Origin of the sequence: Phenylobacterium sp., from assembly GCF_024508875.1 — a bacterium.
In the GTDB taxonomy this organism is placed as follows: domain Bacteria; phylum Pseudomonadota; class Alphaproteobacteria; order Caulobacterales; family Caulobacteraceae; genus Phenylobacterium.
The window spans coordinates 1-20,822 of the sequence record NZ_JANINU010000125.1 but is presented as its reverse complement, the minus strand read 5'-3'; the positions used below and the strand labels follow the sequence as shown (position 1 = coordinate 20,822).

Annotated in this window: 21 protein-coding genes; 4 read left to right on the top strand and 17 right to left on the bottom strand. The window is 69.5% G+C overall.

The window, feature by feature from the left end; all coding sequences use genetic code 11:
• Positions 1–125 precede the first annotated feature (125 nt).
• A complete protein-coding gene (locus Q0L11_RS10820) occupies positions 126–1,592 on the bottom strand; it encodes an adenosine deaminase (protein ID WP_296597233.1) in 1,467 nt (488 codons plus the stop codon).
• Between the two features lie 61 nt (positions 1,593–1,653).
• On the opposite strand from Q0L11_RS10820, the gene Q0L11_RS10815 reads away from it, so the two are divergent.
• A complete protein-coding gene (locus Q0L11_RS10815) occupies positions 1,654–2,076 on the top strand; it encodes a cupin domain-containing protein (protein WP_296597232.1) in 423 nt (140 codons plus the stop codon).
• An 86-nt stretch (positions 2,077–2,162) separates the two neighbouring features.
• On the opposite strand, the gene Q0L11_RS10810 is transcribed toward Q0L11_RS10815, so the two are convergent.
• From Q0L11_RS10810 to Q0L11_RS10770, 9 genes are all read right to left on the bottom strand, one after another.
• Complete coding sequence (locus Q0L11_RS10810; protein ID WP_296597231.1) at positions 2,163–2,702, bottom strand: Pycsar system effector family protein; 540 nt, start codon at positions 2,700–2,702, stop codon at positions 2,163–2,165.
• Positions 2,703–2,749: 47 nt separating this feature from the next.
• Complete coding sequence (locus tag Q0L11_RS10805; RefSeq protein ID WP_296597230.1) at positions 2,750–3,352, bottom strand: nitroreductase family protein; 603 nt, start codon at positions 3,350–3,352, stop codon at positions 2,750–2,752.
• Positions 3,352–3,741: a pyrimidine utilization protein C gene (gene rutC / locus Q0L11_RS10800; RefSeq protein WP_296597229.1), complete on the bottom strand. Its 390-nt coding sequence runs from the start codon at positions 3,739–3,741 to the stop codon at positions 3,352–3,354. The genes Q0L11_RS10805 and rutC overlap by 1 nt, the downstream gene beginning before the upstream one ends.
• A gap of 11 nt (positions 3,742–3,752) precedes the next feature.
• Positions 3,753–4,472, bottom strand: coding sequence for a pyrimidine utilization protein B (gene rutB, locus Q0L11_RS10795; protein ID WP_296597228.1), 720 nt, complete (start codon positions 4,470–4,472; stop codon positions 3,753–3,755).
• The gene (gene rutA, locus Q0L11_RS10790; RefSeq protein ID WP_296597227.1) at positions 4,459–5,535 is read right to left on the bottom strand and encodes a pyrimidine utilization protein A; all 1,077 of its coding nucleotides are present in this window, start codon (positions 5,533–5,535) and stop codon (positions 4,459–4,461) included. The genes rutB and rutA overlap by 14 nt, the downstream gene beginning before the upstream one ends.
• A 64-nt stretch (positions 5,536–5,599) precedes the next feature.
• A complete protein-coding gene (locus tag Q0L11_RS10785; RefSeq protein ID WP_296597226.1) occupies positions 5,600–6,409 on the bottom strand; it encodes a TIGR00730 family Rossman fold protein in 810 nt (269 codons plus the stop codon).
• Between the two features lie 18 nt (positions 6,410–6,427).
• Entirely contained in the window at positions 6,428–7,720 is a 1,293-nt protein-coding gene (locus Q0L11_RS10780; RefSeq protein WP_296597225.1) for a hypothetical protein, read from the bottom strand.
• 9 nt (positions 7,721–7,729) lie between these two features.
• Positions 7,730–8,782, bottom strand: a complete 1,053-nt coding sequence (locus Q0L11_RS10775; protein ID WP_296597224.1) for a hypothetical protein — start codon at positions 8,780–8,782, stop codon at positions 7,730–7,732.
• 4 nt (positions 8,783–8,786) lie between these two features.
• Positions 8,787–11,006: a TonB-dependent receptor gene (locus tag Q0L11_RS10770; protein WP_296597223.1), complete on the bottom strand. Its 2,220-nt coding sequence runs from the start codon at positions 11,004–11,006 to the stop codon at positions 8,787–8,789.
• Positions 11,007–11,165: 159 nt separating this feature from the next.
• Between Q0L11_RS10770 and Q0L11_RS10765 the strand changes: the two genes are divergently transcribed.
• Positions 11,166–11,879, top strand: a complete 714-nt coding sequence (locus Q0L11_RS10765) for a hypothetical protein (RefSeq protein WP_296597222.1) — start codon at positions 11,166–11,168, stop codon at positions 11,877–11,879.
• A 144-nt stretch (positions 11,880–12,023) separates the two neighbouring features.
• On the opposite strand, the gene Q0L11_RS10760 is transcribed toward Q0L11_RS10765, so the two are convergent.
• The 6 genes from Q0L11_RS10760 to Q0L11_RS10735 all read right to left on the bottom strand — a co-directional run bounded on the left by Q0L11_RS10760 (position 12,024) and on the right by Q0L11_RS10735 (position 18,768).
• Positions 12,024–12,518, bottom strand: a complete 495-nt coding sequence (locus tag Q0L11_RS10760) for a hypothetical protein (protein WP_296597221.1) — start codon at positions 12,516–12,518, stop codon at positions 12,024–12,026.
• A gap of 26 nt (positions 12,519–12,544) precedes the next feature.
• The gene (locus tag Q0L11_RS10755) at positions 12,545–13,231 is read right to left on the bottom strand and encodes a TetR/AcrR family transcriptional regulator (RefSeq protein ID WP_296597220.1); all 687 of its coding nucleotides are present in this window, start codon (positions 13,229–13,231) and stop codon (positions 12,545–12,547) included.
• 100 nt (positions 13,232–13,331) lie between these two features.
• Positions 13,332–15,209 (bottom strand): DUF3604 domain-containing protein, encoded by a 1,878-nt coding sequence (locus Q0L11_RS10750; protein ID WP_296597219.1) that lies wholly within the window; start codon positions 15,207–15,209, stop codon positions 13,332–13,334.
• A 121-nt stretch (positions 15,210–15,330) separates the two neighbouring features.
• Positions 15,331–16,314, bottom strand: a complete 984-nt coding sequence (locus Q0L11_RS10745; RefSeq protein ID WP_296597217.1) for a HupE/UreJ family protein — start codon at positions 16,312–16,314, stop codon at positions 15,331–15,333.
• The gene (locus Q0L11_RS10740) at positions 16,311–17,189 is read right to left on the bottom strand and encodes a peptidylprolyl isomerase (protein WP_296597216.1); all 879 of its coding nucleotides are present in this window, start codon (positions 17,187–17,189) and stop codon (positions 16,311–16,313) included. The genes Q0L11_RS10745 and Q0L11_RS10740 overlap by 4 nt, the downstream gene beginning before the upstream one ends.
• Positions 17,190–17,211: 22 nt before the next feature.
• Entirely contained in the window at positions 17,212–18,768 is a 1,557-nt protein-coding gene (locus Q0L11_RS10735) for a sulfatase-like hydrolase/transferase (RefSeq protein WP_296597215.1), read from the bottom strand.
• Positions 18,769–18,853: 85 nt separating this feature from the next.
• Between Q0L11_RS10735 and Q0L11_RS10730 the strand changes: the two genes are divergently transcribed.
• Positions 18,854–19,762 carry a LysR family transcriptional regulator gene (locus Q0L11_RS10730; RefSeq protein ID WP_296597213.1) on the top strand — a complete coding sequence of 303 codons (909 nt, stop codon included), beginning with the start codon at positions 18,854–18,856 and terminating at the stop codon, positions 19,760–19,762.
• A gap of 10 nt (positions 19,763–19,772) precedes the next feature.
• On the opposite strand, the gene Q0L11_RS10725 is transcribed toward Q0L11_RS10730, so the two are convergent.
• Complete coding sequence (locus Q0L11_RS10725; protein ID WP_296597212.1) at positions 19,773–20,423, bottom strand: 2-hydroxychromene-2-carboxylate isomerase; 651 nt, start codon at positions 20,421–20,423, stop codon at positions 19,773–19,775.
• A 77-nt stretch (positions 20,424–20,500) separates the two neighbouring features.
• On the opposite strand from Q0L11_RS10725, the gene Q0L11_RS10720 reads away from it, so the two are divergent.
• A partial coding sequence (locus Q0L11_RS10720) for an MBL fold metallo-hydrolase (RefSeq protein WP_296597211.1) occupies positions 20,501–20,822 on the top strand: 322 nt, incomplete at its 3' end.

The window sequence follows — 20,822 nt, the reverse complement described above, 5'->3', positions numbered from 1 at the left end:
ACGAACGAGGTCGTCATGGCCGGGCTTGACCCGGCCATCCAAGCGGCGGCGGCAGTGCGAACTTGCGCACGCGCTCTGGAATGGATCCCCGGGTCAGGCCCGTGGATGACGAGCAAGATGTGGGATTAGAACCCCGCCTCGAACGCCCGCAGCAGCTTCTCGTGCCGCCACTGCTCGCGAGCCTTGTCGCTCTTCCTGACGAGGTCGGCGCACCCGCCCTTTGGCTCGGGATTGCCGATCTGGCCGGCGCAGGCGGCTGTCGGCTTCCTGTAGACGTTCGGGTCGGCCCAAAGGCCGTCGCCCGGCAGGAAGCTGAAAGCGAGAGCGTTGCGGGCCGCCGTCTTCAGGTCGTCGTAGGTGGCGCCGTTGCGGACGGCATAGGCGTAGTCGCCGGACAGCTCGCTGCGGCTGATGCCGCTGTCGTCGGTGGAGAGCGCGACCGGGACGCCCATCTTGCGGAACCAGGCGTACGGATGCTGCTCGGGCGGCACCTCGAGGATCACCGAATTGGAGATGAGGTTGGCCTCGATCAGGACGCCGCGCGCCGCCATCTCCCGGGCCGTGTCGGCGGCGCCCACCTCCTCCGGCAACGCCGTGCCGTGGCCGATGCGCCGGGCGCCGGCGACGCGGACGGCGTCGCGGACGTGATAGCTCATGGCCTGCGGCGTCACGAGCTTGAGGGTCAGCTCGCCGGCATGCAGCGCGACGGGGACCTTGCGGCCGCGGTCGGTGAGCTCGGCCACGATCTTCATGTGGGTGTCGTAGTACTTGACCGCCTCGACCCCGTCCTCGGGCGCCACAAGTTGGAGACCCACCCAGCGCTTGTCGGCGGCGATGGTCGCGACGCCGAGCTGGAGCTGGGCCATGGTCTGCTCAGGCGGGCCCTGGCGCATGGCCTGGAAGAGGAAGCGCGCGGTCACCTGGCAGCCCGGCTGAGCCTCCGCAGTTCCGCATTTCATCAGGTCGCGCGCCCGCTTTTCGAGGGCGTCGGTGTCGGCGACCACGGCGGGGACCAGCTTGTCGATCCCGGCTGCGGCGATCGCCGCCTTTGTCCTCGCCGCGTCGCCCTGCCAGCCCGCCTTGGCGCCGATCTGGCGGGAAGCCACGAACTGCGGCGTGACCATCAATTCGGCGTAGAAGGTGTTCTGGCGGGCGAGCCCGTTCAGGGTCTCGGCCAGGGCGTCGCCGTTGCGGCCGGGCGACGTGCCGCGTCGGCTGAAGGCGGTGAAGAACTGGTCATGGCCCGAGCGGTCGCGGAATCCCGGATGGCGGGTCGTCAGGCTGTCCATCAGCGCCGAGCGCAGCGCCTCATTGGCGAGGACCTCGGCGGCAGGCTTCACGCCCTCTCCCGCGCAGGTGAAGCGAATCGCGAGTTCGAGGGTGTCGACGCAAAGCTTGTCCTCGACCGCCCAGTCCAGGATCAGCTCGGCTGGCGTGCCGCCCCCCAGATGGTTGTGCAGTTCTCCCCCCTTCGGGAACGCCTTCATGAACACCGCCAGTTCGGCGGCGCCCATCTTCGAAAGGTCGGGGGCGGCGGCGGCTGGGGCGGCGAGCGCCAGAGCGCCGAGCAGGCCGATGAGGATTCGTCGCATGGCGCATCAGGCCGAGAGCCGGGCCTTGCGGTCAAGCTGCGGCTGACGCTCTGATGGCCCCATGGATGCGTCTGATCTGATCGAACGCCTTGAGCTGCGGCCGCATCCGGAGGGTGGCTGGTATCGCGAAACCTGGCGCTCGGCCGCGCAAATGCCCGACGGACGGGCGGCCGGGACCTTGATCCTGTTCCTGCTGGACGACGGCCAGCGCTCGCATTGGCATCGAGTGGACGCCGAGGAGCTGTGGATCTTCCAGGCCGGCTCGCCGCTGAAGCTGCGAACGAACGGCGGCGGGACGACGGTGGAGACGCGGCTGGGTCCTGGTTCGGGCCAGTCGCCGCAGCATCTGGTCCGGACCCACGAGTGGCAGGCCGCGGAAGCCGACCGCGGCTGGTGCCTGGTCGCTTGCGTGGTGACGCCAGGATTCCGGTTCGAAGGCTTCGAGCTGGCGCCGCCGGCCTGGGAGCCGCCCTCCTCCTCCTGATCGTCATGGCCGGGCTCGACCCGGCCATCCAACGGCCGCAGGGAGGCGCCCCGCCCGGGCATGACCAGCAAGCGAGGAGGCGCTGGCTACCGGCCTAACAGCATCAGGACATACGGCGTGACGAACGCGAACAGGCTGGCGACCAGGCCGGCCAGCAGGATGCGGTAGGCGTAGCCGAGGTAGAGGTACTTCTTGAACGCGAGCACCTTGCCGTTCTGGTAGATGTCGTGCGCGAAGGCTTCGTAGACCGTCTTCGGATCGGTGATGACGCTCATCAGCCGCTCGATGAATTCCTCCTCCGGCAACTGGGTGAACGAGCCGAAGAAGAGGATGTTGGCTGGGCCGTCGGGCCGCGGCGGCGCCTTCACGGACGGCAGCACCGCGAGCACGGCCAGGAAGGCGGCGGCGAAGGCGGCGGCGCCCAGGATGAACAGGGGCAACGGTCTGGCCACGTTGTGAACCTGGCTGATCGAGACCGTGAAGATCACGAAGGTGGCGGCCAGCACCATGTTGGCCTTCTGGTCGGCCATCTGGCTGAGCTGATACTGCACCTGCTGGGCCGTCCGCAGCAGGTGGACGCCGTCGGTGGCGAAGGTGGGCCTGGGCGAGGCCGCTTGGTCTGGCATCGTACGTCCCCGAACTTTCAGGCGCCCGGGCCCGGATCCCGCCGGCCCTACGCCTTGAACCGCCCCTCGAATGCGAAGCTTGAAACCGGGTTACGCGGACTCGGCGCTTCGCGCGAGCGATAGGGTTCGTCGAGGATGTCCTTGTCGGCGGGCCGGCCCACGGCGATCGCCGCCTCGACCCGGTATTGCGCCTCGTCCACGCCGAGCGCCACGTACGATCGCGGCAGGTCGAACCCCGCCATGCCATGGGCCGCCCAGCCGACGCGATGCGCCTGGAGCGCTAGGTAGGCCCAGGCCGCGCCGGCGTCGAAGGAGTGGCTGTGGATCGGCGCCGGTTCGCGCCCGTCCGCCCGACGGAAACGGTCGGAGATCACATACATCAGCACCGAGGCGTGCTTCACCCAGGCTTGGTTGTAGGGGATCAGAACGTCGAACAGCCGGTCCCATTCGGCCGTGCTCTTGTGGGCGTAGACGAAGCGCCAGGGCTGGGCGTTGAAGGCGCTGGGCGCCCAGCGCGCCGCCTCGAACAGGCCCATCAGCAGGTCGTGCGGCATCGGCTCGCCGGTGAAGGCGCGCGGCGACCAGCGATGCAGGAACATCGGATCGATATCGTGTTCGGCCGTCCGGCCGTTCGCTTCCGGACCGGCCATCACGTCTTGGCCACGTGCGCGATGGTGGCGATCTCGACCAGGAATTCGGGCCGCACGAGGCCGCACTGGATACAGAACCGCGCCGGCTTCTCGCCCGGAAAATACTCGGCATAGACCTTGTTGATGGCGGCGTAGTCGGCCCAGTCCTTCAGGAAGATGTGGTTCATGGTGACGTCTTCCATGGTTCCGCCGGCGGTCTCGATGACCGATTTGATCGTCTCCAGCACCTGACGCGTCTGCGCGGCCGCGTCGCCGACGTGGGCGACGTTGTTGTCCTTGTCGAAGGCCAGCGTCCCCGAGACGTAGACCACGCCGTCGGCCAGCGTGCCGGGTGAGAATGGCGCGATCGGCGTCTGGGTCCCCGGCGGGGTGATGACGGTCTTGGGCATGTCTCTTCCTTTCAGTCTTGCGGCGCCTGGCCGACGGCGCCGCAGAAGTCGGCGGTGTTCGAGACCCAGCCGAAGAACCTCTCGACGTTGTAGACCGTGGCCTCCTGCAGGAAAGGCGGCCCAGCCTGATGGGTGGCGTCTTCGATCAGCACGCCGAAGTACTCGCGGTGATAGCCGTCGCGCAGGGTGCTCTCGACGCAGACATTGGTGGCGATGCCGCAGAAGGCGAGGTTGCGGATGCCCCGGGCCCGCAGCATGGAGTCGAGCGCGGTGTTATAGAAAGCCGAGTAGCGGGGCTTCTCGATAACGATGTCACCCTTCCGGGGCTGAAGCCGGTCGACCAGGGCGTAGTCCCAGGTCCCTTTGGCGAGCAGCGTGCCAGAGAGTTCAGGCTTTTCGCGCATGGTCTTGAGAGCGTTGGACTTCCACCAGTTGGGCGAGCCCTCGCCGCCGGCCTCCGCGTAGTCGGGGTCCCAGCCGTTCTGGAAGAAAACCACCTGCACGCCCGATTTCCGCGCCGTCTCGACCAGAAGGGCGATCTTCTCGATGACGCCCGCGGCGCCGCCGATGTCGAAGCCGGCGATGTCGAGGTAGCCGCCGGGCGAGGCGTAGGCGTTCTGCATGTCCACGACGATCAGGGCCGTGGCCTTGGGGTCGATCGGCAGGTTCTCGGGCCGGGCCGGCAGGGTGACCGCGCCCTCGATGGGGACGGTGGGCCTAGGCGCCGACATGCTGCCTCGACTTCATCTTGGGCTGAATCCTCGCGCCGAAGTCTTCGACGCCCTGCACGAAGTCGTCGAACACCAGGAGCACGCCCGCGGTGCCGGGCACCTCGGCCACCTCGTCCAACATCTGGGCGACGCGCTCATACGAGCCCACCAACGTGCCCATGTTGAGGTTCACGGCGGACTCCGGCGCCGCGAGCTGGGTGGTGTTGGTGTTGCTGGTGCCGCCCTGTGCGTTCGGCGCAGCCTGGTTCGTGAGCCACTTCAGCGCCTCCTGGTCGGCGCCGTTGCGGTAGAGCTCCCACTTTGCAAGCGCGCCCTCGTCGCTCTCGTCGGCGATGATCATGAACAGGATATAGGCGGCGACGTCGCGCCCGGTCTCGGCCTTGGCCGCCTCCAGCCGCTGGTTCACCGAGGCGAAGGCGGTGGGTGTGTTCGTCCCCTTGCCGAGGGCGAACGAGTAGTCGGCGTACTTCGCGGTGAAGGCCAGCCCTTCGTCGGACGAGCCCGCACAGATGATCTTCACGCCGGGCGTCGGCCTGGGACTGACGCGGCAGTCGTTCATCTGGAAGTACTGGCCCTTGAAGTCCGAGACCCCGGTCTCCATCAGCCCTTTCAGCACCGTCGCGTACTCGGCGAGATAGTCGTAGCGGTTGGCGTAGTGGCCCTCGCCCGGCCACAGGCCCATCTGGTCGTACTCGGCCTTCTGCCAGCCGGTGACCAGGTTGATGCCGAAGCGGCCCGGCGCGATGGAATCGATGGTCGACGCCATCCGCGCGACGATCGCCGGCGGCAGGGTCAGGGTGGCCGCCGTGGCGAAGACGTTGATCTTCGAGGTCACCGCCGCCAGCCCCGCCATCAGGGTGAAGCTCTCGAGATTGTGCTCCCAGAACTCGGTCTTCCCGCCGAAGCCGCGCAGCTTGATCATCGAGAGGGCGAAGTCGAAGCCGTAGCGCTCGGCCTTCTGCACGATCTGCTTGTTGAGCTCGAAGCTCGGCATGTACTGCGGCGCGGTCTCCGAGATGAGCCAGCCGTTGTTGCCGATCGGAATGAAGACGCCGATGTCCATGAGCCCCGCCCCCTTTGCACGGCCGTGCAGTTGGCGCCGCGACGGAGCGCGGCGCAAGCTGCGTCTAGGCGACGTCGTGCGCGTCGGCGGGCGGCGGCTCGGGAATGTCCTGATAGGGACGCAGGCCGCCCGCGAGCAGGCATTCCCAGACGGCCTCGGGCGTCTCGGCGAAGCGGAAGAGGTCGAGGTCGGCCTTGTTGACCATCCCGGCCGCGACCAGGGCGTCGAAGTTGACGATCGAGCGCCAGTAGGCCTCGTCGAACAGGACGATCGGCAGGGCCGGCGACTTGTCGGTCTGGCGCAAGGTCAGGATCTCGAACAGCTCGTCCAGGGTGCCGAAGCCGCCCGGGAACACGACCAGCGCGCTGGCCCTCATGGCCAGGTGCATCTTGCGCATCGCGAAGTAGTGGAAGCGGAAGGTGAGCTCGGGCGTGGAATAGGCGTTCGGGAACTGCTCGTGCGGCAGGGTGATGTTGAGGCCGATGGACGGCGCGCCGGCGTCGGCGGCGCCGCGGTTGGCCGCCTCCATGACGCCCGGCCCGCCGCCCGTGCAGATGACGTTGTAGCGCTCGCCCTTGGCCGACAGGTGGGCGCCGCCGCGCTTTGACGCGATCGCGCCGAACTCGCGGGCGGCGTTGTACCAGCGCGGGTGCGGGTCGGGGCCGTCCTCGCGGATGCGGGCCGAGCCGAAGACGACGATGGTCGAGTGGACGCTCCAGTTGCGGAGCGCCTCGTCCACCTTCGCGAACTCCAGCAGGAAGCGCACCCCGCGCATCGAGGGGCCGAGGATGAAATCGCGGTCGGTGGAGGCGAGACGGTAGGTGGGCGACGAGGTCTGGGCGCTGGCCGGATGCGGCAAATCGGTCTGGGTCATCCCGCCAATGTAGGCGCTTTAGGCGACCTTCGTCAGCGCGCCGCGGATCACCTGGGCGAAGGCGTCCGCCACTGGCGGCACGAGCGCCGGGGAGACGCACCGCAGGTCGTCGGTCCGCGCGTGATGGAACCGGTGCGTCCCGAAGATGCCCATGACCGGGTCGTAGCCCGCCTTGACGATGCTGGCGAGTTCGCCGGCGGTCTGCTTCGGATCGACGGGATAGGTCTGCTCCAGGCCCGGCTGGCCGGCGAAGGCGGCCTTGCAGGCGTCCACTAGCGGGGCGCTGGCGAGCAGGAAGCGCTGCGGATCGGCGCTGGGCAGGGGCGAGAGGTTCGGGCCTCGCTCATGCCAGTCGCGGGCGGCCACGTTGGCCCCGAGGTGGGTCCAGAGCGCGGTCTCGGCCGGCTTCGGCGCCATGTGCTCGATGAAGTGCTCGCCGCCCGCGTACTCGTATTCGTGGCCGCTGGTGGCGACGAGGGCAAGGTTGACCGGAAGCTTCGCCTTGGCGGCCCAGGCCACGAGCTGCAGCCAGGCGGCCAGGCCCGAGCCGCGTTCGCCCGCGCAGCCGAACCACCCGGAGCGCGGCGTGGAGATCACCAGCCATTTGCCGGCGCCGCGCTTGAGCGTGGCGGTGACGTTGAAGGCGGGACGGCGGAACGAGCGGCCCGGCATGGCGAACGTCGCAGTGGCGCCGCGGAACGCCGCCTCGACGAAGGAGTCGGAGTCCCGGGGCGCCAGGACGGCGGCAGGTATGTCGAACAGCGGCTTGTCCACCGGCGTGTTGAGCGCCAGCGCTTCGCCCGTGGGCCCGGTGGTGACGATGACGGCAGCCTTGGCTCCGGCCGCGGCGGCGGCCTTCACCCGCTTCTCGACCTCGCCCTTGGCGGTGGACCAGCGGGCGTGCGGCAGGACGATCAGGGCGATCTCCCCCTGCCCGCGGTTCGGCGCGAACAGGCGGCCGGTGATCCCCGGCGTGGGCGCGACGATCGCCTGCGGGATCAGCGTCGCTCGGGACCCCTCGATCGCTAGCGTCGGAGCCTCGCCCTCGTACGCCGGCACGTCGAACGGCTGGCGCTCGCACGCGTAGCCCAGGGCCTTCAGCTCGCCCTCGATCCACTCGCCGCAGGCGATATCGCCCGGCCCGCCCGAAGCCTTGTCGCCGAAGCCGGCGTAGCGTTCGAGCACGCGCATGGCCTCGCCCTCTGAACCGGCCTTGGGAAGCGCCGCGGCGGCGGGCGCGGCGGCGATGAGGGTCGCGCCGGCGCCGAGGATCGCGCGACGGGAGGCAGAGAGCGGGGCGGTCGAGTCCATCGTGGCAGGCTAGCGGAGACCATCGACCGGCGCGATGGGCGTAGGCGCTCCGCAGCGCTTCGCCTTCTCATAGCCGTCGCCGGCGCCCTTGATGCGCGCGGGCAGGTCGCAGAGCGCCTTGGCGGCCGCCTTGTCGTCCTTCAGGTAGGCGCGCCAGAACCGGATGGTCTCGGCCTTGACGATCTCCATCTGCGGCGGGTCGGTGGGCTTCAGCGCGCCGCCCGTACCCCGCCGGCCGCCGAACAGGCCGTGGTCGGCGCCGTCCAGCACGATCAGGAACTGGTCCGCGCCATCGATCGCCTGGTAGGGCGTCGTCCGTTCGAACGGCGTCTTCTCCAGGTCGAAGGGCGTGACGTCGGCCGTACCGGTGAAGTGCAGCATCGGCGTCTTCACCGCGGCGAAAGCGGCCTTGGGATCGTCGCCCCGCGGCTTGTTCGGACTGTAGGCGATGGCGGCCTTGATCCGGGGCTCGGCGAACTTCGTCGGCGGGCTGGCGCCCAGCACGCGCTGGCCCACCGCGACCAGGGTGGAGAGCGCGCCGTAGGAGTGGCCGGACATGCCGATGCGACCCATGTCCACGCGATCGGCCAGGCGGGGATCCTTGCCGATCTGGTCGAGGGCGAACGGCAGGTCGCCGTAGCGCGCCTGGGCCACCTGCTGGTTGATCGCCACGCCACCGGCGGAGACGACACCCTCCAGCGTGGCGGGACGGCCGCGCCCGGCGAGGATGCCGGTGTCGGAGCCCGCGTGCTGGAGACAGACCACGACGAACCCCGCGTCGGCCACCGCCTGCAGGATGTAGACCGACGCCTCGCGGCTGCCGCCCAGGCCGTGGCTGTGCACCACCAGAGGATAGCGCCCCGGAGCCTTCGGCACGTAGGCCTTGAAGGGCACCACGCGCCCGCCGCGCGCCGGATCCGTCCACTCGCCGTAGACGATGTCCACGGTGGCGGAGGGGGCCGCTGCGGCCGCCTGCTGGGCGACCGCCACCTGCGGCGCGGCGGCCGGGACCGCGGCGGCCAGCGCCGCCAGGACGAGGGAGGTCGCGAGGCGCCGGGTCATCGGATCACCAGCTATAGCGAAGCTGGGCGCCGTAGGTGCGCGGCATGTTCCAGCGCCGGGTCGTGGCGGCGTTGAACACGATGTAGGCCTCGTCGCCAACGTTGTTCGAATAGACCGCGAACTCCCAGCCGTTCTTCTGCAGGCCGGCCCGCACGTCGAAGATCTGGTAGTCCTCCAGCTTCGGGGTCTGGGCGATCTCCTGCACGCCGCCCCAGCGGCCGTTGCCCTTGATGTTGAAGAAGCCGACGTAGTCGTCGCGCAGCTCGTGGCGGTAGTTGAGGTTGACGGTGCCGGTCCAGTCGGGACGCTGCGGCCCCTTCTTGCCCTTGTCGGGGCCCGACGTGATGTGGCCGCCCTGGCGCGAGCCGCCGACAGTGAGCCGGGCCGTGCCGCCCAGGATCTCGGCCGCCGCGTTCAGCTCGGCCTCGATGCCCCAAAGCTCGGCCTTGCCGGCGTTGTAGACGAAGGGCGTCGCCTGGACGGGGCAGACCGCGGAGCCCACCGCGCAGCCGTTGTCGGTCTGGACCAGCAGGTCCTTCACGTTGGTCTGGTAGGCGGACAGGCTGAGGAAGACGCGAGGAACGATGGTCCCCTTCAGGCCCACCTCGTAGGCCATCGCCTTCTCGTCGTCGAAGGTGGCTGGGATGGCGCGCGGCTGGCGCGGATCGCCCAGGGCCAGGTTGAAGCCGCCCGCGCGATAGGCGGTGCCGATCTTGCCGTAGGCCAGCCAGCCCGCGACCTTGTACGAGCCCGTGACGTTGTAGGAGAAGTTGTCGGTCTTGCGGCCGGTGTCGATCTTGAAGCCGGTGCCCGACGGACGGCCCGTGCCGAAGTCGAGGCGGTCCGACAGCAGGTCCTTGTCGTCGCTGGTGTAGCGGCCTTCCGCCGTGACGTTGAACGCCTCGGTGACGTCGTAGCCGACCGAGCCGTAGGCGGCCCAGGACACGAAGTCGAGACGGCTGACGCCGACGGTGCCGTACGAGCGGCCGTTGGCGGCAGTGGGGGGGCCGGCCAGGGTGTTCTGGTACTTGTCGTTCAGGTCGTAGTACTCGAAGCCGGCGAGCCAGCTCAGCGCGCCGATGTCCTTGCCGACGATGTGGACGTCCTGGAAGAGCACGCGGGCGTAGTCGTTCTGCGAGCCGCCCAGGTCGGGCGAGCCCTGCACTTGGCCCGGGGCGACCAGCCCGTTGGCGGCCGCCTGCGCCAGGAAGGGCGCGGAGGTGGCGTCGCGGTCATAGGCGTTCTGCGAGCGGCGCTCGCGCAGCGCGCTCGTGGAGGTCACCGTGCCGAAGCCCAGGTCGTACTCAAGCACCAGCTCGGCGTAGTTCACCTGCTGCTTGGCCGAGGACGGGTGGTTCCAGGAAATGTCGTACTTGTCCTGGAAGATGCCGCGCGGATAGATCGCGTTCGTGCCCGCCGGGATCAGCAACTGGTACATCAGGCCGGGAAGCTGGTCGCGGCCGTGCTCGACCAGCAGGTTGGCGCTGAACGGGCCGTTCTCGTAGCGCACCTGGCCACGATAGACCTCGGTTTCCTGACGGTCGAAATACTCGTCGCGGAGCGGGTTGTAGAAGAAGCCCTTGTTCTGCTTCATCAGGTTGGCGCCGAGGCGCACCGACCAGTTCTCGTTGATCGGCTGGTTCCAGACAAGCTGGCCCTCGTAGCGGGCGTTGTTGCCGCCATCGAGGACGACGAAGCCTTCCTGCTTGTCGGTCGGACGGGCCGAAACCACGTTGATCGAGCCGCCGACGGCGTTGCGCCCGTTGAGCGCGCCTTGCACGCCGCGCAGCACCTCGATGGTGCGCACGTCGAAGAAGTCGGTCTTGGAGAACGTGCGCCCGCCGACGTAGCCGCCGCCGATGTAGACGCCGTTGCGATAGAGGCCGACCGCGGCGTCGGCCGCGGTCGCCCGGCTGGTGCCCGAGCCGCGGATCGAGATCTCGGACGTCACCGGGTTGGACGTGTTGGCGAAGTTCACCGCCGGCACGTTCGACAGCAGCGACTGGGTGTTGGCGATGCCGCCCATGGCCTGGATCTGCTCGGCGCCCAGCGCCGTGCCAGCGGCCGGGATGTCGCGCAGGCTTTCTTCGCGCTTACGGGCGGTGACGAGGATTTCGTCGAGTTCGATGCCGGACTCCGACGCCGTCTGGGCGGCGGCCGGCGCAGCCATGGCGCAGCAGATGGCGGCAATGGAAGCGCTTTTCAGGACCTGAAGCTTGGTCATTGTTCCCCCTCGTCCCGCGGTCGATCTTGAACTGTTACTGCGCGGTGACAGCGGGCGAGAAGCTAGCGACTGAGACCCGCGATTTCCAATGCCTGCAAGGCTTGGAGCCATAGCGCCCTGTCCGCTTGACGCGCGCGCGACGCGCCCGAGAGTGGCCGCATGATAGGGCTGGATCGCAGGCGCTGGCTGGCCGGCGCGGGGGCGTTGGTCGCTGCGCCGGGCGTGGCGTGGGCGGCCGGAGGCGCGCGGATGTACGACTACCTCTTCCTGGACCTGGATGCGCCGCCCGGAACGCCGCCCGCCAAGGCCTACGCCGATGCCGTGCGCGCGCGGGCGCCGGCCATCGCGGCCGCCGGCGGCGCGGTGCTGGGCCTTTTCACGCCGCAACTGGGCTGGCATGCCCGGCAGGCGGCGCTGCTGGTGGGCTGGAAGCCGGAGGCGACGAGTCGTGAAGCCGAGGTGGCGGCGCTCGGCAGGCTGGCCGGCGTCGGCAAGGTCGAACGTCAGCGGTTGGAGGCGACGGCGCGACCGGCCTCCGGGGATCGGCCGAAGCCTGGCGGCATCTATGTCCACCGCTGGTTCGTCATCGGCGCCGACGACCTCGCCGAGGTGGTGGCGCTGTCGGCCGAAGGCTGGCGCGACTTCGAGGCCCGGTTCGACACCAATATCTTCGGTCTGTTCGCCGCCGAGCGCACGACCGCCGACAAGGCGGCAGGAGCCATTCGGCTGTTGCTGGTCACCCGCTACAAGGACCACGGCGTCTGGGAGACGTCGCGCGATCCGTCGACCGACGCCATGGCCGCCTTTATGCGCCGCCAGAAGCTGACCCGCGACACCTGGGCCGCCAGCACCCTGCTGACGGTGATCCCTTAGCTGCTCGTCATGCCCGGGCTTGTCCCGGCTATCCAGAGACACCGACGGCGGGTCGACAGATCGAGCGGCGGCGCAGCGCCTCTTCTCCACCGTCGGCGCTTATGGATCCCCGGCACAGGCCCGGGGATGACGACCATTGGGAGGTTAGGGCGCGAAGCTGGAACGGCCCTGGATGCCCCAGCGGCCGTCGAGGCGGGTGACGATGTAGATGCTGTCGAAGCCGCCGATCACCGAGCCGTCCTTGCGGTAGCGGGTGAAGCGCGTGTCGATGTGCACCTTGTCGGCGCCGGCGTGGATCACGTTGCGGCGCTCCCACGCCGAGTGGTCCCAATCGGCCAGGGCGCCACGCTCGAACATCTCGGGCTTGTGGTAGCCGGGATTGATGATGGTCACCTGGTTCGAGGCGAACCGGACGTGCGGGAAGTTGAAGGTGTCCTCGAAAGCCTTCAGGTCGCGCGCGTTGAAGGCCCGCATGAAGGCGTCCAGCCGGCCCTGGGCCGCGGCGATCTCGGCGGCGAACTTCGCGTGCTCGGGCTTCACCGGCGGCGCGCCCACCCCCTGTCCCAGCGCCGGCGAGCCGGCGGCCGCTGCGGCTCCGGCGACGCCTGCGGCGATGATCGCATCCCTGCGGCTGACCATGGCGATCCTTCCTTTCTTGTTCTTGTTCAAGGCAGCAGTCCCTCGGTGTCGAACGGCCATTCCTGCTCGGGCGAGTCCAGGTTGAGGAGTTCGGCGGCGTTGTGCCGCCAGGCGCGCATCATCTGGCCGCACCAGCGGACGAAGTGCTCGTCGCGCGCGGGATCCCCCTTCTCGACCCAGTAGGCTAGCGCGTCGTTGCAGAACGAGATCATCGGCTCCAGCGACAGTTCGAGCAGCGCCGGCCGCTGGCCGCTGGGGGGCGGGCGATCGGGGTACCAGAGGAGGGCCCGAAGCCGTTGGCCCGTGCGCTTGCGCAGCGCCGCGTGGGCGGCCTGGTACGCGGGGTCTTGGTCGCCGTGGCGGACAAGCAGAATGAACCCGTCCTCGAACGAGCGCGCCGCCGACAGCGACTTGCGCATGCCGTTGCCGTAGCCCCGCCAGGCCTTGATGTCCTCGGCCTTCAGCCGCCGCAGGGTCTCGGCGAAGATCGCCTGGATCAGGGCGTCCTTGGAGGGGAAGCGCCTGTAGAGCACCACCTTGGTGACGCCGGCCGCAGCAGCCACCTGCTCCATCGTCGCCCCGGCCAGGCCGTGCTGGCGGAACACGCGGGCCGCGACCCGCATGAACGCCTCGCGCCGTTCGGCCTCGCGGGCGGTTCGGGGACCGTCCAAGGGCTCGTGTTCGTCGTTGGCGGCGGCGAGCGGTCTAGGCATGGGGACGACAAGCAACTCCTGGGCGACCACCCTCGCACGCGCGGCATGGGCGCGCCACGCCATCGCCGGATAGCCGCAGGCTATGCGGCGGCGGAGCCGATCAGCCGCGGCGACCGGGCGCGGGCGTGTACCAGATCGCCGATGTGAACGCCCGCTCCTGGATCGTCGGCGCCAGGCCGCGCGGGATCTCCCGCTTCAGCTTGGCGGCGTCGTAGGTGGACCACCGCGGCGTCGGGATCTCGAGCACGCGGACATAGTAGGCGGCGGGCGCGGAGGCGTCGAATTCCGGATCGGTCCAGTTCGCCGTCAGGCTGACCGCGCCGATCGAGTTCTTGTAGGTGGCGCTCGCCACATCGACGGTGTTGCCGACCGGCGGCGCCTTGCCGGTCCCGGGATCGACCTTGCGCCCCCCGGACAGGGCGACGTCGTAGATCTTCTCGTGGCTGACGCCGTTCTTGCTCCAGAGCTTGATGATCTGGACGCGGTCCAGGTTGGCGCCCATGGCGTCCTTCAGCGCCCAGACCACGAACGACGGGGCCTTGCCGCCGGCCGCCGGCAGGGTCGCCCCCATCGGAACGCCGGCGCCGTAGGCGGTCTCGACCCATCCCGCGGCGCCAGGCTTCACGCGGTCCATGCCGTAGCCGCCGAAGAAGCGGACCTGCATGCGTGGGCCGCTCGTGCCATAGGTCTCGTTGCGCTGGAGCGCGTCGAAGATCGCCGCGCGGGTGTTCTCCCGCGCCCAGACGGCCGCCAGGCCCGCCGAGCCGAATTTCGAGATGTCGGAGCCGCCGGCGCAATAGGTGCAGTCCAGCCGCACCTGGGGCGTGCCATCCCGCAAGCCGACCTTGCCCCAGTAGTTCTTCTCGATGACCGGCGACATCGCCACATGGCTGTCGGTCGAACCGATGACGCCGAAGCGGTAGGGGTTGAAGCCGGAGCCGTCCTGGAAGGACAGCCCCGTGCGCCAAGCATCGCGCACATAGCTGCCCGCGAATTTCGTCACCGGCTTGTCGGAGGCGACGTAGGTTTCGAGCAGTTCGAAGTTCGCGAACTCGTCGTTCGGCGAGAGCGCCGGGTGTGCTTCCGACGTGCCCTTCACCTGGGTGATCTCGACCATCGGCTCATTGCGGGCGCGGGTCGCGGCGTAGGCGGCGTCGATCGGCTTCCCGTCCGAATCCGTCTTCGCGAACATCGCCCCATCGCTGAGGTTCGAGTTGTGCGGGATCGCCAGCACGGGCTGGCCCGCCTGGCGCGTAGCGTCCAGGTACTTCCAGAGGTCCTCGGGCCGGCGGCTGTCGACGGCGGTGAACGGCAAGGGCGCGTTGTCGCCGCGGAAGATGACGTTGCGGTGGAGGTTCTTGCCCTCTTCCGACGAGGTCCACTCGTAGCCGATCAGGGCGGTGAACTTGCCGGGCTTGTTCTGCCGGTTGGCGATCTCGACGACGCGGCCCCAGGTGTCGGCGGCGACCTTGCGGGCTGTGTCGGCTTGGTCCTCGAACACCGCGAGGTCGCCCGTCCGGAAGGCGTTCGCCACGGCGCGGAACGCGGCGCCGGACACCTTGGGATCCCTGTCGAGGGCTGCCTTGGCGATGGCGAGCTTGGACAGCGGGCTGGACGGATCGCGCATGCGGATCATCACGCCCATGAACTCGGAGTGGTCCGTGACCGCCAGGAAGTCGAGCGGGCGATCCAGCCGATAGACGCCGCCGGCCGGGTGCGCGAGCGCGCCGCCCTGGGCGAAGTTGTAGGCGTCCTCCGGGGTGGCGGTGGTCCCGAAGGTGAACGCGTCGAACGACCAGCCCGTGTGCATGTGCAGGTCGCCGAAGAGCACCTTGGTCTTGGCGCGTTCGGCGGGGGAAGCTTCGGCCTGGGCGACCGCGGAGGCCACGGTCCCGGTGGCGGCCGCATCCCGCGCGGCCGGCGCGCAGCCGGCGGCCAGGCTCGCGACGGCCGCCGCGGCGAACAGCATCGTACGCATGGATCTTCCCTCCCATCCCGCGCGGTGGACCCGCGTCGGCATTTCCCCAATCGACCTTGGCGCCATTCACGCCCTGCCGCCAAGCCGCGGCCCGTCAATCGGCCGATAGACGCCGGCTATCTCAGAAGCTCGCCACCCGCTCGATGGTCCAGAAGGCGGCCATCCCACCGATCGCGTAGGTGACCGCGGTGTACGCAAGCCGTCGAGGCCGCGCCGCAAGGCCCCGCGCCAACCAGCCGACGCCCAGCAGCGCGGCGATGAAGGCGACCTGACCGATCTCGACCCCGACGTTGAAGGATAGGAGCGCCAGCGGAATCTCGTGCTGCGGCAGGCCGATGTCCGCCAGGGCGCTGGCGAAGCCCAAGCCGTGCAGCAGGCCGAAGCAGAACGCGAGGCTGGCTGGGCGAAGGCCGCTGGAGCGGGCCGGATCGTCGCGCGCCTGGAGCACCTCGACCGCCAGCAGCAGGATCGACAGGGCGATCAGCGCCTCCACCGGCGGGACAGGGACGTGCACCACGCCGAGGGCGGCGAGCGACAGCGTGATGCTATGGGCGGCGGTGAAGGCCGTGGCCGTGACCAGCAGCCGCTTCCAGTGGCGCACGAAGAGGACGAGGGCCAGCACGAACAGCAGGTGATCGTACCCCAGCAGGATGTGCTCGACGCCAAGACGCAGGTAGGTCGCGAAGACGTGGGCGGCGCTACTCTGGCGCGGGGTTTCGAAGACCGGCCGGCTGGGAAGCACGCGCCCCGTCACCATCTCGCCGGACGCGAACTGGACGCGGACCAGGCCATCCACCATGGCCCCGGGAAGGCCGTCGAAGACGATCGAGGTTCCCGCCAGCCCGCCGGGACAGGCCAGGGCGGTGCGCTCGATGGCGAAGGAGCCGGTGATGCGCGCCGCGCCCCCGTGCACCACCGCGCAGTCGCGCGCGAAGCGCGGCGCGATGGCCAGGGGCCGCCCGTTGAAGACAGGGCGCTTCCAGGTGACGTCGTAATGGCCCGCCGTGGTCTCCCGCACGTCCAGGAAGACCGGGCGGATCTCGTGCGCGGTCGCCGCGCCCGCAGAGACCAGCCACAGGAGGAGGAGCGCCGCCAGGCTCCTCATCGCGCGCTACTCTCGACCAGCCTGCGCAGGGCCGCCTCGTCGACCGTGACCTTGTAGCGCCGGCGCAGGTCGGCTTCCTGACGGGCCTTCGCCGCCACGGCGGCCTGGGCGCGCCAGTCGGCTTCCAGTTGCGGGCGAACGTTCGCCAGCGTCGCCGGCGGCCCCGCTTCGCGCGCGGTGACGAGCACGAGGTGGAAGCCGTACCCGGACTCGACCGGTCCCTGCCACGTCCCGACCGGCAACCGGCCGTCGACCACCGTCGCGAAGTTCACGCCGAAATCGCGAGAGACGTCGACCGGAACGGCGGCCTCGTAGCAACGCGCGAAGGGCAGCCCCTCGCGCCCCGCGAGGCGCGCATCCGGGCTGGCCCGCATCCCCGGCGGCAAGGCCGCGAGCGCGGCCTGGGCAGCGGCGAGGCCCGCGGCCTGGTCGCCGAACCAGACCTGGCAGAAGCTGGTCTTCGCGGGCAGGCGGTATCGCTCGGAATGCGTGCGCAGGAAGTCCTGGAGCTGCGCTTGCGTCGGGATCAGATCGCCCGCTTCGGCGCCCAGCATGAAGTCGTACTTCTGGGCCAGCCGGCGTCGCACGATGGTGTCGTCGGCGTCGAGACCGAGGGCCAGACCCTCACGATAGCGCATCTCCTCGTCCACGTAGCCGCGGACGGCGGACGCCATCTCCGCCGCGTCGGGGGCATGGCCGAACTGGCCGACCCAGGTGTCGTGCAGCCATTTCAGCTCGGAGGCGCCCACCCGGATCTCGGTGGGCGCCGTCTCGGCCTCCGGATTGGCCAGCCGCCAAGCGGCGAAGATCACCGCCCCGATCAGCACGAACTGCACCAGCGGCTGCCGCAGCAGCCCCATCAACCTACGACGCACGGTCCCTCCCCCGGACTTTTCGTCAGTCGTAGATCTTCAGGAGCACGCCGTCCTGCTTCTTCACGGACTGGCGCATGCTGGTCCATTGGGGCGGAACATTGCCCTTGTCCCAGGCGGCGATCTTGGCCTTGAGGGACGCGACAACGCCCGGGTTGGCCTTGGCGACATTCGTCTTCTCGCCCAGGTCGCCTTTGAGATCGAAGAGCATGACGTGCTGGCCATGTTCCGAGACCGTGGCGTGCGTGCCGTCGGGCGTGATGGTGGCCGAGTTGGTCGCCCCGTCGGACGGGTCGGCGATGTTGGCCTCCCACAGCTTCCAGTTCCCGTCGCGGATCGCGAAGTTCGGGCCGGCGCGCCAGTAGACGGTCGGATTGGGCACGCCCTTGTTGGTCCCGGTCAGGTACGGCATCAGGTTCACCCCGTCCGTCCCCTTGGGCAGGCCCGCCCCGGCGAGCGCCGCCGCGGTGGGGACGATGTCGAGGCTGGAGACCATACGGTCGTCCACCTGCCCGCCTTCGATCTTGCCCGGCCAGGCCACGATGTAGGGGATGCGCACGCCGCCTTCGAGGTGCGCCCCCTTGTGGCCGCTGAGCGGGGCGTTCGAGCAGGCGCCCTGGACGTAGGCGGCGCAGCCGTTGTCCGACAGGAAGACAATGACGGTGTTCTTCTCCAGGCCCTCGGCCTTGAGCTTGGCGCGCACGGCGCCGACGCCGTCGTCCAGGGCCGAGACCATGGCCGCGTAGACCCGCTGGCCCCGGTCGGGAACGTCGCGGTAGCGGTCGAGATACTTCTTGGTGGCCTGCAGCGGCGTGTGCGGCGCGTTGTAGGCGAGGTAGAGGAAGAACGGCTTGTCCTTGTTGGCGCCGATGAACTTCACGGCTTCGTCCGTGAAGACGTCGGTCAGATAGCCGTCGACCTGCACCACCTGCTTGCCCCGCCGCACGCTGGCCACGCTGCGGACATAGGCCATGCGTTCGTCGTCGGTGGCCGTGGGGGGCAGCGGATCGTTGGCCGTGGCGCGGAACGAGGCCTCCGAGCCCGGCGGGTTATAGGTGTCGTCGCCGGGCTGGCTCTTGGTGAAGAAGCTGGTGGCGCCGGCGGTGATGCCGAAGAACTCGTCGAAGCCCCGATCGCTGGGCTGATAGCCGTCGGCCTCGCCGAGGTGCCACTTGCCGATCATGCCGGTGTGGTAGCCGGCGGTCTTCAGGATGTTGCCGACGAACGGCTCGGCCAGCGAAACGCCGCCGCGCCGGTCCCGGCCCACCGGATTGAACTCCCAGCCGAAGCGCTGCTGGTAGCGCCCGGTCAGGATCGCCGCCCGCGACGGCGCGCAGACCGGATGGGTCACGTACCCGGACGTGAAGCGCACGCCGTCGGCGGCCAGCGCGTCGATGTTGGGCGTCCGGATGATCTTCGAGCCGTAGGCGGAGGTGTCGCCATAGCCCAGGTCGTCGGCGACGATGACGATCACGTTGGGGCGCGGCGCGGCGCGGGCCTTGTCGATCGCCGTCGCGGGCGGCGCGCTGGCCGCTGCCGCCAGGGAGAGGACCGCCGCGGCGGCCAGGGGGATGCGCTTCATGCCGAACTCCATGTCGGGCGCAAGCTAGCCGGTTCGCGCGTTCCGATCTGCCCAAGGCGCAGGCGTGATGCTATAGCCCGCAGGCATGGAGCTTCGTCACCTCGAACAGATTCTCGAAATCTGCCGCGCCGGCGGCTTCAGCGGGGCCGCGCGCAAGCTGCAGATCTCGCAGCCGACGCTGTCGAAGAGCATCGCCCGGCTGGAAGCGCAGCTATCGCTGAAGCTGTTCGAGCGCACCAACGGCGCGGCGCGGCCGACCGCCTACGGCGCCTTCGTGGCCCAGCGCGCCGAGACCCTGCTGCAGGGCGTGGCGGCGCTGTCGCGTGACCTGGAGCAGCTCGCGCGGGGCGAGGAAGGCCGCATCCGGATCGCCGTGGGGCCGGCCTCGCGCCTTAAGCCCCTCCCCGAGCTGCTGCGCCGGATCGCGGTGCGGTTTCCCAAGCTGCACGTGGAAACGATCCAGGAGACCGGCCCCGGTGTGATGAAGGCGCTGCAGGATGGCCGCGTCGACATCGCCTTCGGCTACGCCGAGCACGCGGCGCGCTACGGCGAGCTGATCCGCAAGAAGATGTTCGAGGACGCGGTGATCCTGGTGGCCCGCCCCGGCCACCCCGCCCTGGATCTGAAGGACGCGGGCCCGCGCGAGCTGCTGCGATGGCCGTTTGCCCTGCCGAACGTGCTGCCGGGCCTCGTCCAGTGGGCCGGGGAAATGGACCGCGAGGAGTCGGAGAACCTCAAGGCCTTCATTAGCGACGACTATTCGCTGATCGTCGAGCGCGCCCTGCAGACCGACGCCATCGCCATGGGCGCCTCGTTCCTGTTCCAGGACCAGCTCGCCGACGGCCGCCTGGAGGTGATCTCCTCGACCCTCGACATGCCCTACGACTGCTGGATGCTGACGACGGCCGAACGCTGGCGCTCCCCGCTGATCAAGGCGATGGCCGAACTGTCGAAGGCCGCTGTCACCGAAAAGGCCCTGAACGTGGCTGCCTGATAGCTGGCAGCTATGCCTTTCGCGCCAGGCCGGCCTGTTCCATCCGCCACTTCATCTGATCGAAGCGGTCCTGGCCGAAGAAGGGCTCGTCGTTGAACGACATCATCGGCACGCCCCAATGGCCGGCCGCGCGCTGGTCGACCTGGTTCTTCTCCACGACCGCGGCGAAGCGGGCGGGGTCGGCGTCCACAGCGGCGCTCATCTCGGCGTAGTCGAGGCCCGCACGCTCGGCGGCCCGGGCCAGATGATCGCCCTCGTGCCAGTTGTCGACCTCGCCGCTCCAGATCGTGTGGCTGGCCTCACGCAGGAACGGCAGCCCCCGCCCCCGCTCGACGGCGGCGACGCCCAGGTGGGTCAGGCGATGGATGTACGGCTGCTCCATGCGGTAGCCGACCCCGGGCGCCTGCTGCACCGGGTCGGGCCGCGGCCAGCGGAACGGCAGCCCGAGGAACGCCGCCTCGCGGAACACGTCGCGCATGAAATAGGGCGTCCAGAGCGGATCCCGGGTCTCGAAGAACTCGGGCGTGCGGACCGCCAGCGGATAGACCGGCCGGACCTCGCAGACCACGTCGTACTCGGCCTCCAGCGTCATCAGGCGAGGCACGATCATGTACGAATAGGGCGAGCGGAAGGACCAGTAGAGGTCGTAGCTGAGGGTCATGGCGTCCTTCCCGATTGGCGTTTCCCAGGCTCTAGCATAGAAACGTGAATGGCAATTCCGTTTCGGGGGAAACGACCATGCTCCGCACTCTCGCCGCCACCCTGGTTCTGATCCTATCCGCTTCGGCGGCCAAGGCGCAGGCGCCGGCCTTCGACGGCCTGCGCGTGATCCTCTGCGGCACGTCGGGGCCGCTGCCGGTCGCTGGCCGCGCCAAGCCCTGCACGGCGATCCAGGCGGGCGGCGCGCTCTACCTCGTCGACATCGGGCCCGAGGCCACCGAGAACCTGATGACCTGGCGCGTGCCGGTGGCGAGCGCCAAGGCCGTCTTCATCACCCACCTGCACTCGGACCACATCGGCGACCTGGGCGAGTTCAACATGCAGAGCTGGGTGAACGGCC

Coding starts and splice junctions, on each gene's coding strand:
- Q0L11_RS10775 (WP_296597224.1), bottom strand. CDS start 8,782: ATGACCCGGCGCCTCGCGACCTCCCTCGTCCTGGCGGCGCTGGCCGCC.
- Q0L11_RS10745 (WP_296597217.1), bottom strand. CDS start 16,314: ATGAGGAGCCTGGCGGCGCTCCTCCTCCTGTGGCTGGTCTCTGCGGGC.
- Q0L11_RS10765 (WP_296597222.1), top strand. CDS start 11,166: ATGATAGGGCTGGATCGCAGGCGCTGGCTGGCCGGCGCGGGGGCGTTG.
- Q0L11_RS10755 (WP_296597220.1), bottom strand. CDS start 13,231: ATGCCTAGACCGCTCGCCGCCGCCAACGACGAACACGAGCCCTTGGAC.
- Q0L11_RS10735 (WP_296597215.1), bottom strand. CDS start 18,768: ATGAAGCGCATCCCCCTGGCCGCCGCGGCGGTCCTCTCCCTGGCGGCA.
- Q0L11_RS10760 (WP_296597221.1), bottom strand. CDS start 12,518: ATGGTCAGCCGCAGGGATGCGATCATCGCCGCAGGCGTCGCCGGAGCC.
- Q0L11_RS10750 (WP_296597219.1), bottom strand. CDS start 15,209: ATGCGTACGATGCTGTTCGCCGCGGCGGCCGTCGCGAGCCTGGCCGCC.
- Q0L11_RS10725 (WP_296597212.1), bottom strand. CDS start 20,423: ATGACCCTCAGCTACGACCTCTACTGGTCCTTCCGCTCGCCCTATTCG.
- rutB (WP_296597228.1), bottom strand. CDS start 4,472: ATGTCGGCGCCTAGGCCCACCGTCCCCATCGAGGGCGCGGTCACCCTG.
- Q0L11_RS10815 (WP_296597232.1), top strand. CDS start 1,654: ATGGATGCGTCTGATCTGATCGAACGCCTTGAGCTGCGGCCGCATCCG.
- rutC (WP_296597229.1), bottom strand. CDS start 3,741: ATGCCCAAGACCGTCATCACCCCGCCGGGGACCCAGACGCCGATCGCG.
- rutA (WP_296597227.1), bottom strand. CDS start 5,535: ATGGACATCGGCGTCTTCATTCCGATCGGCAACAACGGCTGGCTCATC.
- Q0L11_RS10810 (WP_296597231.1), bottom strand. CDS start 2,702: ATGCCAGACCAAGCGGCCTCGCCCAGGCCCACCTTCGCCACCGACGGC.
- Q0L11_RS10805 (WP_296597230.1), bottom strand. CDS start 3,352: ATGGCCGGTCCGGAAGCGAACGGCCGGACGGCCGAACACGATATCGAT.
- Q0L11_RS10770 (WP_296597223.1), bottom strand. CDS start 11,006: ATGACCAAGCTTCAGGTCCTGAAAAGCGCTTCCATTGCCGCCATCTGC.
- Q0L11_RS10780 (WP_296597225.1), bottom strand. CDS start 7,720: ATGGACTCGACCGCCCCGCTCTCTGCCTCCCGTCGCGCGATCCTCGGC.
- Q0L11_RS10730 (WP_296597213.1), top strand. CDS start 18,854: ATGGAGCTTCGTCACCTCGAACAGATTCTCGAAATCTGCCGCGCCGGC.
- Q0L11_RS10785 (WP_296597226.1), bottom strand. CDS start 6,409: ATGACCCAGACCGATTTGCCGCATCCGGCCAGCGCCCAGACCTCGTCG.
- Q0L11_RS10820 (WP_296597233.1), bottom strand. CDS start 1,592: ATGCGACGAATCCTCATCGGCCTGCTCGGCGCTCTGGCGCTCGCCGCC.